Source organism: Kitasatospora sp. NPDC094015, assembly GCF_040304075.1.
GTDB lineage: Bacteria > Actinomycetota > Actinomycetes > Streptomycetales > Streptomycetaceae > Kitasatospora.
Window position 1 is genome coordinate 182,682 of sequence record NZ_JBEOUL010000004.1, and the last position, 12,668, is coordinate 195,349.

The window sequence follows — 12,668 nt, forward strand, 5'->3', positions numbered from 1 at the left end:
GGTGCGGGGAGGGGAGGGCCGCCGGGGGCGCGACGCTCACCCCCCCGCCCGGCGGCCCGGCGCTCACCCCTCGCCCGGCGGGCGCGGCGGGCTGACCGTGGTGCGCGGGCTGCGGCGTTCGGAGGAGGCCCGGACGATCAGCTCGGTGGGCATCAGGGTGCCGGGCGGCGGGCCCGTCCCGGCGGTCCGGAACCGCGGCGGGAACAGCCGGCCGGTGTCGGCGCCGGTGCCGGAGTCCACCCCTTCGATCGCGTCGATCAGCAGGTTCACCACCGTGGTGCCGATCCGCCGCGGCTTGAGCGAGAGGGTGGTGATCGGCGGTTCGGTGCCCGCGTACACGTCGCTCTCGCTGCAGCAGACCAGCAGCAGGTCGTCCGGCACCCGCAGGCCGTACCGGCGGGCGGCGGCCAGCAGGTCGGTGCCGTTCGGGTCGAACAGGCCGTAGACCGCGTCCGGGCGGTCGGGGCGGGCCAGCAGCCGGTCGGCGGCGACCGCGCCGGCCGCCGGGTCGTGGGCGGGGTAGGCCTCGTAGACCGGCTCCTGGCCGACCCGGTGGCACCAGCCGAGGTAGGCGTCGGTGGACAGCCGGGTGTAGGTGTCGGTGCTGGTGCCGGTGAGCAGGCCGATCCGGCGGGCGCCGGCCTCGCTCAGGTGGTCGAGGATGCCCAGCACGGCTGCCTCGTGGTCGTTGTCCACCCAGGCGGTGACCGGGCAGTTGCCGGGCTTGCCGTCGCTGACCACCGGGACGCCGGACCGGTAGAGCTCGCTGACCAGCGGGTCCTGGTCGGGCGGGTCGATCACCACGGTGCCGTCCAGCGCGATGTTGCTCCAGACGTCGTGCCGGGAGGAGGCCGGGAGCACCACGAGGGCGTAGCCGCGGCTGAGGGCGGCGCTGGTGGCGGCCCGGGCCATCTCGGCGAAGTAGGCGAACTCGGTGAAGGTGAAGGGCTCCTCGCCGTACGTGGTGACGGTCAGTCCGATCAGGCCGGACCGGCCGGTGCGCAGGGTCCGGGCGGCGGCGGAGGGTCGGTAGCCGAGGCGCTCGGCGACCTCGCGCACCCGGCTTCTGGTCTCGTCGGGCAGGCGGCCCTTGCCGTTCAAGGCGTCCGAGACCGTGGTGATCGACACTCCGGCGGCTGCCGCCACGTCCCGGATGCCGGCCCGCTCAAGACGCCGTGAGGCCGTGGGTCGCCGACCGCTCTGGTTGGCTGCTGCTGTCATGGCGGACCGATCGTATGGCTCATGACGGCGCTGCGTGACCGGTTCGCTACTCATTGATGAAGATACGTTTCTCCGTGCCCGCCGCGGAAAGCTCCCACCGCCACCTGCCCAGATCCGGCCGTCTTACCTCTGACATGTGCCATGGGAACCCGGCAGAATGGCTGATCTGCACCCGTACCCCGAACGAGCAACTCACCCCTTCGGGTGAGCGGCTCGGTATCGTTCGGGGCACCCGACCGGGGTGGTGCGGGTGCGACCGAGGACCGTGTGTGCCGGCGATCCCGTACGCACACGACCCGAGAACCGCAGCCTGGCGGCTGGAGAGAACGGAGACGACCGTGAGTGGAACGGCAGCGCAGGGTCCCCGGCTGAGGCCGACCCTGGACGGCATCCCGACCTACAAGCCCGGCAAGCCGGCCGGCGCCGACGCGTACAAGCTGTCCTCGAACGAGAACCCGTACCCGCCGCTGGCCGGAGTGCTGGAGGCCGCGCTGGCCGCCGCCGGCTCGTTCAACCGCTACCCGGACATGGCCGTCACGGCCCTCACCGAGGAGCTCGCCCACCGCTTCGGCGTGCCCGCCGAGCACATCGCCACCGGCACCGGCTCGGTCAGCGTCGCGCAGTCCCTGGTGCTCTCCACGGCCGGCCCCGGCGACGAGGTGATGTTCGCCTGGCGCTCCTTCGAGGCCTACCCGATCATCACCCAGGTCGCCGGCGCCACCCCGGTCGCCGTCCCGCTCACCGCGACCGAGGAGCACGACCTCGACGCGATGCTCGCCGCGATCACCGACCGGACCCGGCTGATCTTCGTCTGCAACCCCAACAACCCCACCGGCACCGCGATCCGCCGGGCCGAGCTGGTCCGCTTCCTGGACGCCGTGCCCGGCGACATCCTGGTGGTGCTGGACGAGGCGTACATCGAGTTCATCCGCGACGAGCAGGTGCCCAACGGCCTGGAGCTCTACCGCGACCGCCCCAACGTCTGCGTGCTGCGCACCTTCTCCAAGGCGTACGGCCTGGCGGGGCTGCGGGTCGGCTTCGCCGTCGCGCACGAGCCGGTGGCCACCGCGCTGCGCAAGACCGCGGTGCCGTTCGGCGTCAGCCAGCTCGCCCAGGACGCGGCCGTCGCCTCGCTGCGCGCCGAGGACGAGCTGCTGGAGCGGGTCGAGGCGCTGGTCGCCGAGCGCGCCCGGGTGGTGGCCGCGCTGACCGCCCAGGGCTGGGAGCTCGCCGACACCCAGGCCAACTTCGTCTGGCTGCGGCTGGGTGACCGGGCCCTCGACTTCGCCGCGGCCTGTGCCGCGGCGGGCGTGGTGGTCCGCCCGTTCCAGGGCGACGGCGTCCGGATCACCATCGGTGAGGTGGCGGGCAACGACCTCTTCCTCGCCGCGGCCGAGGCCTTCCGCAAGGAGCTGTAGCCCCCGTCGTCCCGGTCCGCCCCCCACCGGGCCGGCCGCCACCGCGCGGACCGGCCCGGTGGCGCGCGGCGAGGTGAGGAGCGGACCGGGAAGCGCTGGGAGTTTCCTGGGAGCTGGACCAACAATCGGTCAGCATCCGCCCTGGAACGGCCCTCCGGTGCCGGAAATCCAGCGGCTTGCGGGCATAGCGGCGGTCAGCGAACTCCCAGCCGGGGCCCAGGTTGCCGAAAGGGCGCGGCGCGAAGCTGTGCGGCATGAAGGTCCTCCCGCGACGGCGTGGTGCCGTCCTCCTCAACTCCGCGCTCGGTGTGGCCCTGTTGGGTGGGGCCGCGCTGGCGTACACCACCCTCGACGGCGGCACCAGTTCGGCCGCGAGCAAGTCCTCGGTGCGCACCGCGACCGTGGCCAAGGGCACCGTCCTGGCCACCGTGTCCGGTTCCGGCACGCTCGCCTCGCCGTCCGACGCCGGCCTCGACTTCACCACCGGGGGCCGGGTCACCGCGGTCAAGGTGGCCGTCGGCGACACGGTGAAGGCCGGTGACGTGCTCGCCACGGTCGACACCACCGCCGCCCAGCAGCAGGTGAACGCCGCGGGCTCGGCCCTCACCACCGCCGAGGCCAACCTCACCAAGGCCGAGGCCGGCGAGACCGTGACCACCACCAAGCAGCTGCCCTCCGGCGGCGCCACCGGCTCGGCCGGCTCCGGGCGCGGCGGCTCGGGCTCGGGCACCGGTTCGGGCGGCGCGACCCCGGCCCCGCAGACCACCACGGTCACCACCACCAAGGTGGACCAGGCCCAGGTCGCCCAGGCCCAGCAGCAGGTGGACGCGGCCGAGACCACCCTCACCAACGCGAAGGCCGCGCTGGCCGGCACCACGCTGACCGCCTCCTCGGACGGCACGGTCGCCTCGATCGGCGGCAAGGTCGGCGACACGGTCTCCGGCACCGGCTCCTCCGGCACCGGCGGCTCCGGCTCCACCGGCAGCGGCTCCGCCAAGTCCTCCGGCACCACCTCGACCGCGCCCAGCGGCTTCGTGGTGCTCACCAACCCGACCGGCATGCAGGTCACCGCCGCCTTCTCCGAACTGGACTCGCTGAAGCTCAAGAAGGGCCAGGCGGCCACCGTCACCCTGAACGCGCAGTCCGACACCAAGCTCAACGCCACCGTGCTGTCGGTCAGTTCGCTGCCCAGCACGTCCAGCGGCTCCTCCGGCGCGGTGCAGTACGGCGCCACCCTGCAGATCAGCGGCGACACCAGCAAGCTGCGCACCGGCCTGAGCGCCTCCATCTCGGTGGTCACCGGCGAGGCGGACAACGCGCTGTCGGTGCCGACCGCGGCGCTGGCCGGCACCGGCACCAGCCGGACGGCCACCAAGGTGCAGCCGGACGGCAGCACCGAGCGCGTCGCGGTGACCGTCGGCGTCGAGGGCGACGCCACCGTGCAGGTGGTGGACGGTCTCGCCGAGGGCGACCAGGTCGAGCTGACCAGCACCACCGCCGGGACCGGCAACGGCTTCCCCAGCGGTCGCTTCCCCGGCGCCGGCGGCACCGGGGGCGTCGGCGGGGCCGGCGCGGTGGGCGGCTTCGGCGGCGGCACCGGTGGCGGCACCACCCGTACCGGCGGCGGGGGCCGCGGCTGATGACCGAGCAGCAGCCCCCGGTGATCCAGATCCGCCGGGTGATCAAGTCCTACGGCCACGGCGACGCCGTCGTGCACGCCCTGCGCGGCCCGTCCGCGCCGGGCACCGGCGAGCCGCTCGGCGTCAGCATCGACATCGAGCAGGGCGACTTCGTCGCGGTGATGGGCAGCTCCGGCTCGGGCAAGTCGACGCTGATGAACATCCTCGGCTGCCTGGACGTCCCGACCTCCGGCCGCTACCTGCTGGACGGCATCGACGTCGGGCACCTGGACGAGGGCCAGCTCTCGCTGGTGCGCAACCGCAAGATCGGGTTCGTCTTCCAGTCCTTCAACCTGGTGCCGCGCACCACGGCGCTCGCCCAGGTGGAGCTGCCGCTCGCCTACGCGGGCGTGCGCGCCGCCGAGCGCCGGCGCCGGGCCCTGGCCGCACTCGCCATGGTCGGTCTCGCCGAACGGGCCGGGCACAAGCCCAACCAGCTCTCCGGCGGCCAGCAGCAGCGCGTCGCGGTGGCCCGCGCCCTGGTCACCGCACCGGCCATGCTGCTCGCCGACGAGCCCACCGGGAACCTGGACAGCCGCTCCACCGAGGAGGTGCTGTCCATCATCGACGGACTGAACGCCACCGGACGCACGGTGGTGCTGATCACCCACGAGGACGAGGTCGCCCGGCACGCCAAGCGGGTGGTCCGGCTGGTGGACGGCGACATCGTGAGCGACGTCCGGCAGGCGAAGGTGGCCGGTCCGCCGCCCGCGCTCGGCGTGGAGGTGGGCGCATGATGTTCTGGCAGATGCTCCGGTTCGCGCTCGGCGGACTGGCGGCCAACAAGGTGCGCTCGGCGCTCACCATGCTCGGCGTGCTGATCGGCGTCGCCGCGGTGATCGTGCTGCTGGCCGTCGGCAACGGCTCCTCGGTCGCGGTCAAGAACTCGATCACCGCGCTCGGCACCAACTCGCTGACGGTGTCGGCCAACGGCGCCCGCGGATCGGCGACGGCCGCCAAGAAGCTGACGGTGGAGGACGCCAAGGCGCTCGCCACCGCCACCGACGCCCCGGCGATCAAGTCGGTCGCCCCGGTGGTCACCACCACCGCCACCGCGCTCTACGGCAACATCTCGTACCAGCCGGGCTCGATCGTGGGCACCTACCCCGCGTACTTCGAGACCGCCAACCAGAAGGTCGCGCACGGCGACTACTTCTCCGAGGACGACGTCCTCAACTCCCGCAAGGTGGCGGTGCTTGGCTCGGCCACCGCCAAGCAGCTGTTCGACACCGAGGACGCGGTCGGCAAGCGGATCACCATCGGCTCCACCCCGTTCACCGTGGTCGGCGTGCTCCAGGCCAAGGGCAGCACCGGGTTCAACGACCCGGACGACGTGGTCGTCGCCCCGCTGCCCACCGTGCAGAACGCCTTCACCGGCTTCGGCTCGGTCAACCAGATCCTGGTGCAGGCGGTCTCCGCCGAGCGGACCACCGAGGCCCAGGACGACGTCAGCCGGATCCTGCTCGGCACCCACGCCATCGCCGATCCGACCAAGGCCGACTTCCGGATCAGCAGCCAGTCCTCGCTGCTGACCGCCCGGGAGAGCACCACCCAGACCTTCACCGTGCTGCTCGGCGCGGTCGCCGCGATCTCGCTGCTGGTCGGCGGGATCGGGATCACCAACATCATGCTGGTCACCGTCACCGAACGGACCAGGGAGATCGGCATCCGCAAGGCGCTCGGCGCGCCCCGCGCGGTGGTGCTCGGCCAGTTCCTGGTGGAATCCACCCTGCTCTCGGTGCTGGGCGCCGGCCTCGGCGTGCTGGCCGGCCTGATCGGCTCGCACTTCAGCATCGTCGGCATCAAGCCGGTGGTGATCCCCGAGTCGGTGCTCGGCGCCTTCGGCATCGCCGTGGCGATCGGCCTGTTCTTCGGCAGCTACCCCGCCAACCGGGCGGCCCGGCTGCGCCCGATCGACGCCCTGCGTCACGAGTGAACCCCTAGACGGATCAGGAGTGCCCCGCATGTCCACCGAGAACGAGTCCCCGACCGAGGTGCTGGCGACCGCGCCGGACGCCCGCGACATCAGCGCCGAGCTGGCCGCCCCGCCGCGCCGCAAGCTGCCCTGGCCGACCCTGGCGCTGGCCGGCTGCGTGATAGCCGTGCTGTCCTTCGCCGGCGGCGTCTGGTACCAGAAGGACAACGCCCCGGCCGGCGGCCAGCGGGCGACCGCGGGCGGCCAGGGCCAGAACGGCCAGAACGCCGGCCGCCGCGGCGGCTTCGGCCAGGGCCAGAACGGCCAGGGCGGCGGTCAGAACGGCCAGGGGCAGAACGGCCAGGGCGGCGGCCAGAACGGCCAGGGCGCCGGCTTCACCCGCGGCACGGTCAAGCAGGTGGACGGCACGACCGTCTACCTGACCGACGCCGCCGGCAACACCGTGAAGGTCACCACCGGCGATGCGACGAAGGTCACGCTGAACAAGGACGGCAAGGTGGCCGACCTGCAGCCGGGCCAGAGCGTCACCGTGGTCGGCAGCAAGGCCGCGGACGGCGGCTTCACGGCCACCCAGCTGACCGAGGGCGGCGCGGCCGGTTTCCCCGGCGGTTTCGGCGGCCGGGGCGGTGCGGCGGGCGGCGCCGGCACCGGCGGGGCCGGCACGGGCGGTGGCACCGGCGGCAACTGAGCCGCCCCCGTCGGAGGGCGCGTTTGCAAAGTCCCGCCGGGTCCGCGGCGCCGGGCATCCCGGCTGGACGCACGCCCGGATCACCCAAGTACGACCCAGTACGAGGGCGATCCGGGCGCACGCCCAGCCGGGCGCCCAACACCGCGGCCTGATCCGACGCGACTTTGCAAACACGCCCTATGCCCCCGGACGACTCCCGGCGGCGCGGTCCGCCGCGCCGCCGAGTTGGCCTGAACCGCTCGCGCAGAGGTTTAATCCAACCTTCATCAACCGCGCGTAGCCTCCCCGGGCTATCGTCCGATGAGCAACCATCGACCCACCGGGAGGCGGATCACCGTGTCAGGGACAGCGCAGCCGGCCGGCGGCACGGGCGTCTCCACCGCCCCGGGCGCCGGCGGCACCTCGGGCGAGGCCTTCCTGCTGGTCGTGGACGACGAGCCGAACATCCGGGAACTCCTCTCCGCCTCGCTCCGGTTCTCCGGCTTCCGGGTCGCCTCGGCGGCCACCGGCGAGGAGGCGCTCGCCGCGGTCGCCGCCGAGCGCCCCGACCTGGTGGTGCTCGACGTGATGCTGCCGGACCTGGACGGCTTCGCGGTCGTGCAGCGGCTGCGCGAGCAGACCCAGTGGCCGCAGGGCGGCGAGCACGTCCCGGTGCTTTTCCTCACCGCCAAGGACGGCACCGGCGACAAGGTGCAGGGCCTGGCGGTCGGCGCGGACGACTACGTCACCAAGCCGTTCAGCCTGGAGGAGCTGATCGCCCGGATCAGGGCGATCCTGCGCCGGGCCGGCGGGCCCGCCGAGGACGGCCGGCTGGTCGTCGCCGACCTGGTGCTCGACCCGCTGGCGCACGAGGTGACCAGGGCGGGCGTCCCGGTCTCGCTCTCGCCGACCGAGTTCAAGCTGCTGCACTACCTGCTCGCCAACGTCGGCCGGGTGGTCTCCAAGGCGCAGATCCTCGACCACGTCTGGGCCTACGACTTCGGCGGCGACCTGTCGATCGTCGAGTCGTACATCTCGTACCTGCGCCGCAAGCTGGACTCCGGCGCGGCGCACGGGCCCAAGCTGATCCACACGGTGCGCGGGATCGGGTACGCGCTGCGCCGGCCCCCGCAGGGCTGACGGCGGCGTGCGGTTCTTCGCCCGGCTCTCGCTGCGCTCCCGGCTGCTGGTGCTGGCCCTGCTGCTGGTCACCACCGGGCTGGTGGTGAGCGACACCCTGGTGCTGGGAGCGGTCAAGGTCCAGCTGGTGGACCGGGCCGACCAGCAACTGGAGCGCTTCGCCCAGCCGCTCACCCGCCGCGCCCCCGGCCGCTTCGCCGGGCCGCCCGGCCAGGGCGTCGGCCCCCGGGCGGGCGGCCAGGGCCAGTCGGGGCAGGGCCAGCCAGGTCAGGGCCAGCCGGGCCAGGCGCCCTCGGGTCAGGCGCAGACCGGCTCCGGCCAGAACGGTCAGGCGCAGAACGGTCAGGCGCAGGGCGGCCAGAGCCAGTCCGGGCAGGGCCAGGGCGGGCAGGGCCAGTTCGCGCCGAGCCAGGCCGCCCAGGCCCAGACCGACCAGTGGGCGCAGGGCGGCGGCCCCGGGGCGCTGGCCGCCCGGCGCTCCGGCCCGTTCCTGCCCAGCCAGTACGTGGTCCAGTACCTGGCCGCCGACGCCGCCGTGCAGGACATCTACCGGCAGCCGATCGACGACACCGACCCGCTGCCCAAGGTGGCCCGGCTGACGCCGGCGGCGATCGCCGAGTGGGACGGCACCTGCTTCACCGTGCCGGGGGAGCGCGGCGAGGGCAGCTGGCGGGTGCTGGTGCTGCCGATGCAACGCCTGGGCGCCGGTACTCCCGGTGCCACCGCCACCGGCGCCACGGCCGGTGAGTTCGCCGCCGCCGCCCCGAGCTACCTGCTGGTCGCGGTCTCGCTGGACGACGTGGACGCGGTGCTGGGCCGGCTGCGCACCACCTTCCTGACCATCGGCGGCGTGGTGCTGTTGGGGATCGCCGGGCTGGGCGCGTTCGCCGTCCGGGCCGGGCTGCGGCCGCTGCGGAAGATCGAGCAGGGGGCTCAGCGGATCGCCTCCGGCGAGCTGTCGCACCGGATGCCGGACCTCGGGCAGCGCACCGAGGTCGGCCGGCTGTCGACCGCGCTGAACGGGATGCTCAGCCAGATCGAGTCCGCCTTCTCGGCGCGGGCCGCCTCCGAGGCGCGGATGCGGCGCTTCGTCGCGGACGCCTCGCACGAGCTGCGCACCCCGCTGGCCGGTATCCGGGGCTTCGCCGAACTGCACCGGATGGGCGCGCTGTCCGACACCGACCGGGCGATGGACCGGATCGAGAGCGAGGCGGTCAGGCTCGGCGGTCTGGTCGAGGACCTGCTGACGCTGGCCCGGCTGGACGAGGAGCGCCCGCTCGACCTCGAACCGATGGACCTGCGCACGCTGGCGGCCGACGCGCTGCACGACCTGACGGCGCTCGATCCGGGCCGCCCGGTCGCGCTCACCGGCCCGGACGGTACGGGAGCCCCGCAGCCCGCACCGGTGCTCGGCGACGAGGCCCGGCTGCGCCAGGTGGTGACCAACCTGGTCGGCAACGCGGTCAAGCACACCCCGTCCGGCACGGCCGTGCGGATCGGGGTCGGCACGGTGGACGGCGGCTGCCTGCTGGAGGTCGCCGACCAGGGACCGGGCCTGAGTCCGGGTCAGGCCGTGCAGGTCTTCGAACGGTTCTACCGGGTGGATGCCTCCCGCAGCCGGCACGAGGGCGGCGGTGCGGGGCTCGGGCTGGCGATCGCGTCCGCCCTGGTGCGCGCGCACGGCGGTGCGCTGACCCTGGACACCGCGCCCGGCCGGGGCGCCGCCTTCCGGGTGCAGCTGCCGCACCAGCGCTGACGGGCGTTCTGTCAAGGGCCCGACCGTCCAAGCGGGCGGTCCGGAGCGGTCTTGTCGTACCCGGCCCGGCGGTCCGATCATCGGCTTGACCGATCCGGTCCTCGATGTCCCCACCCCCTGTTCGAACCCGGATAAGCATGGTGGATACTGAGCTTGTGAACGTGTTCACGTTCACAAGCGGACAAGCTTGGTGGGGCTGGTACCGGTTTCGTGCTAGTCATGCCGTTTGTCCGCAATGAGGTGGAACAGGGCAGGCCCAGCAGAGCAGAGAGAGGGCGCAGTGGAGCTAGCAATCGCTCACGAGACCGTCGCGCGGTGGCAGTTCGGAGTCACCACCGTCTACCACTTCCTCTTCGTCCCCCTGACCATCAGCCTGTCCGCGATCGTGGCGGGGCTGCAGACCGCCTGGGTGCGCACGGGCAAGGAGAAGTACTTCCACGCCACCCGGTTCTGGGGCAAGCTCTTCCTGATCAACATCGCGATGGGCGTGGTCACCGGCATCGTCCAGGAGTTCCAGTTCGGGATGAACTGGTCCGACTACTCGCGCTTCGTCGGCGACGTCTTCGGCGCCCCGCTGGCGATGGAGGCGCTGATCGCGTTCTTCTTCGAGTCCACCTTCATCGGCCTGTGGATCTTCGGCTGGGACCGGTTGCCGAAGAAGATCCACTGTGCCTGCATCTGGATGGTGGCGATCGGCACGGTGCTCTCCGGCTACTTCATCCTGGCCGCCAACTCCTGGATGCAGCACCCGGTCGGCTACCGGATCGACCCGGCCACCGGGAAGGCCCAGCTCACCGACATCGGCCGGGTGCTGTTCCAGAACACCACCCTGGTGCAGGTCTTCCACACCATGACCGCCGCCTTCCTGACCGGCGCCGCCTTCATGGTCGGCATCGCCTCGTACCACCTGTGGCGGGCCAAGCGCGGCAAGGAGACGGACCGCCGCAAGACCGCGGCCATGCGCACCTCGCTGCGGGTCGCCCTGGTGATCGCGGTGCTCGGCGGGCTGGGCACCGCGCTCAGCGGCGACACCCTGGCCAAGGTGATGTTCGAGCAGCAGCCGATGAAGATGGCCGCCGCCGAGGCGCTCTGGGACACCCAGGACCCGGCGCCGTTCTCGATCTTCGCGGTCGGCAACGTCAACGAGGGCCACAACTCGGTCGAGCTGGAGATCCCCGGGATACTGTCCTTCCTGGCCAACAGCAACTTCAGCTCGCCCGTCCCCGGCATCAACGACACCGCCGCGGCGGAGGCGGCCCGCTACGGCGGCCAGCCCTCGGACTACATCCCGAACATCTTCGTCACCTACTGGGGCTTCCGCCTCATGATCGGTTTCGGGATGACCTCCTTCGTGGCCGCCCTGATCGGCCTGTGGACCACCCGGCGCAGGTTCTGGCTCGACCCCGAACACCGCACCGCCGAGGACGAACCGCCGAAACTGATGCTCACCAGGACGCGCGAGTTCAGCCCGCTGCTGACGAAGTGGAGCTGGCGGATCGGCATCCTCACCATGGGCTTCCCGCTGGTCGCCAACAGCTTCGGCTGGATCTTCACCGAGATGGGCCGCCAGCCCTGGGTGGTGTTCGGCCTGATGCGCACCGCCGACGCGGTCTCCCCCAACGTCGGCATCGGCACCCAGATCGGCGCCCTCACCACCTTCACCCTGCTCTACGCGGTGCTCGCCGTGGTCGAGGTGAAGCTGCTGGTCAAGTACGCCAAGGCCGGCCCGGTCAGCTCCGAGGAGCCACCGGCCAAGGACCCGACCCTGCGCGGCCCGTCCTCGGACGAGGACGCCGACAAGCCCCTCGCCTTCGCGTACTGAGGACGGACGAGCATGCACCTCCACGACTTCTGGTTCCTCCTCATCGCCGTCCTGTGGATCGGCTACTTCTTCCTGGAGGGCTTCGACTTCGGCATCGGCATCCTGACCCGCACCCTCGCCCGCGGTACCGTCGAACGCCGGGTCCTGATCAACACCATCGGCCCGGTCTGGGACGGCAACGAGGTCTGGCTGCTCACCGCCGGCGGGGCCACCTTCGCGGCCTTCCCCGACTGGTACGCCACGCTGTTCAGCGGCTTCTACATCCCGCTGCTGGTGATCCTGGTCTGCCTGATCGTGCGCGGGGTGGCCTTCGAGTACCGGGCCAAGCGCACCGGCGAGCGCTGGCAGCGCAACTGGGAGCTGGCGATCTTCTGGACCTCGCTGCTGCCCGCCTTCCTGTGGGGCGTGGCCTTCGCCAACATCGTGCACGGCGTGGCGATCGACCGCGAGAAGAACTACGTCGGCGGACTCGGGGACCTGCTCAACCCGTACGCGCTGCTCGGCGGCCTGGTCACGCTGGTGCTGTTCACCTTCCACGGCGCGGTGTTCGCCGCGCTCAAGACGGTGGGCGACATCCGCGAGCGGGCCCGCGCCCAGGCGCTCGGGCTGGGGCTGGCCACCGCCGTCCTGGCGCTGGTCTTCCTGGTCTGGACCCAGGCGCACCGCGGCGACGCGTGGAGCCTGACCGCCCTGGTGATCGCGGTGGCGGCCCTGCTCGGCGCCCTGGCGGCCAACCAACTCGGCCGGGAGGGATGGGCGTTCGCACTCTCCGGGCTGACCATCGTGGCCGCCGTCGGGATGCTCTTCCTGTCGCTCTACCCGGACGTGATGCCCTCCACCCTGGACCCGGCCTACTCGCTGACCGCCGCCAACTCCGCCTCCTCGCCCTACACCCTGAAGGTGATGACCGTGGTCGCGGCGGTCTTCACCCCGATCGTGCTGCTCTACCAGGGCTGGACGTACTGGGTGTTCCGCCGGCGGATCGGCGTCCAGCACATCCCGGCCGCCCAGCCCGCCGCCGAGCACTGA

At 72.5% G+C, this 12,668-nt stretch carries 10 protein-coding genes; 9 read left to right on the forward strand and 1 reads right to left on the reverse strand.

Annotated elements, in window-relative coordinates:
- Positions 1-63: 63 nt before the first annotated feature.
- On the reverse strand, positions 64-1,221 hold the full coding sequence (locus ABT014_RS07100; RefSeq protein WP_350637633.1) for a LacI family DNA-binding transcriptional regulator: 1,158 nt from the start codon (positions 1,219-1,221) through the stop codon (positions 64-66).
- Between the two features lie 338 nt (positions 1,222-1,559).
- On the opposite strand from ABT014_RS07100, the gene hisC reads away from it, so the two are divergent.
- The 9 genes from hisC (at position 1,560) to cydB (ending at position 12,668) form a co-directional block, all read left to right on the forward strand.
- Positions 1,560-2,639 carry a histidinol-phosphate transaminase gene (hisC, locus tag ABT014_RS07105; RefSeq protein ID WP_350637634.1) on the forward strand — a complete coding sequence of 360 codons (1,080 nt, stop codon included), beginning with the start codon at positions 1,560-1,562 and terminating at the stop codon, positions 2,637-2,639.
- A gap of 254 nt (positions 2,640-2,893) precedes the next feature.
- Complete coding sequence (locus ABT014_RS07110) at positions 2,894-4,279, forward strand: efflux RND transporter periplasmic adaptor subunit (protein ID WP_350637635.1); 1,386 nt, start codon at positions 2,894-2,896, stop codon at positions 4,277-4,279.
- Complete coding sequence (locus ABT014_RS07115; protein WP_350637636.1) at positions 4,279-5,055, forward strand: ABC transporter ATP-binding protein; 777 nt, start codon at positions 4,279-4,281, stop codon at positions 5,053-5,055. Before ABT014_RS07110 ends, ABT014_RS07115 begins: the two co-directional genes overlap by 1 nt.
- Positions 5,052-6,254 (forward strand): ABC transporter permease, encoded by a 1,203-nt coding sequence (locus tag ABT014_RS07120; RefSeq protein WP_350637637.1) that lies wholly within the window; start codon positions 5,052-5,054, stop codon positions 6,252-6,254. Before ABT014_RS07115 ends, ABT014_RS07120 begins: the two co-directional genes overlap by 4 nt.
- A 28-nt stretch (positions 6,255-6,282) precedes the next feature.
- The gene (locus tag ABT014_RS07125; protein ID WP_350637638.1) at positions 6,283-6,942 is read left to right on the forward strand and encodes a hypothetical protein; all 660 of its coding nucleotides are present in this window, start codon (positions 6,283-6,285) and stop codon (positions 6,940-6,942) included.
- Positions 6,943-7,272: 330 nt separating this feature from the next.
- Complete coding sequence (locus ABT014_RS07130; protein WP_502894890.1) at positions 7,273-8,061, forward strand: response regulator transcription factor; 789 nt, start codon at positions 7,273-7,275, stop codon at positions 8,059-8,061.
- A 688-nt stretch (positions 8,062-8,749) separates the two neighbouring features.
- On the forward strand, positions 8,750-9,817 hold the full coding sequence (locus ABT014_RS34580) for a sensor histidine kinase (RefSeq protein WP_502894891.1): 1,068 nt from the start codon (positions 8,750-8,752) through the stop codon (positions 9,815-9,817).
- Positions 9,818-10,097: 280 nt separating this feature from the next.
- On the forward strand, positions 10,098-11,639 hold the full coding sequence (locus tag ABT014_RS07140; protein ID WP_350637640.1) for a cytochrome ubiquinol oxidase subunit I: 1,542 nt from the start codon (positions 10,098-10,100) through the stop codon (positions 11,637-11,639).
- A gap of 12 nt (positions 11,640-11,651) precedes the next feature.
- The gene (gene cydB, locus ABT014_RS07145) at positions 11,652-12,668 is read left to right on the forward strand and encodes a cytochrome d ubiquinol oxidase subunit II (RefSeq protein ID WP_350637641.1); all 1,017 of its coding nucleotides are present in this window, start codon (positions 11,652-11,654) and stop codon (positions 12,666-12,668) included.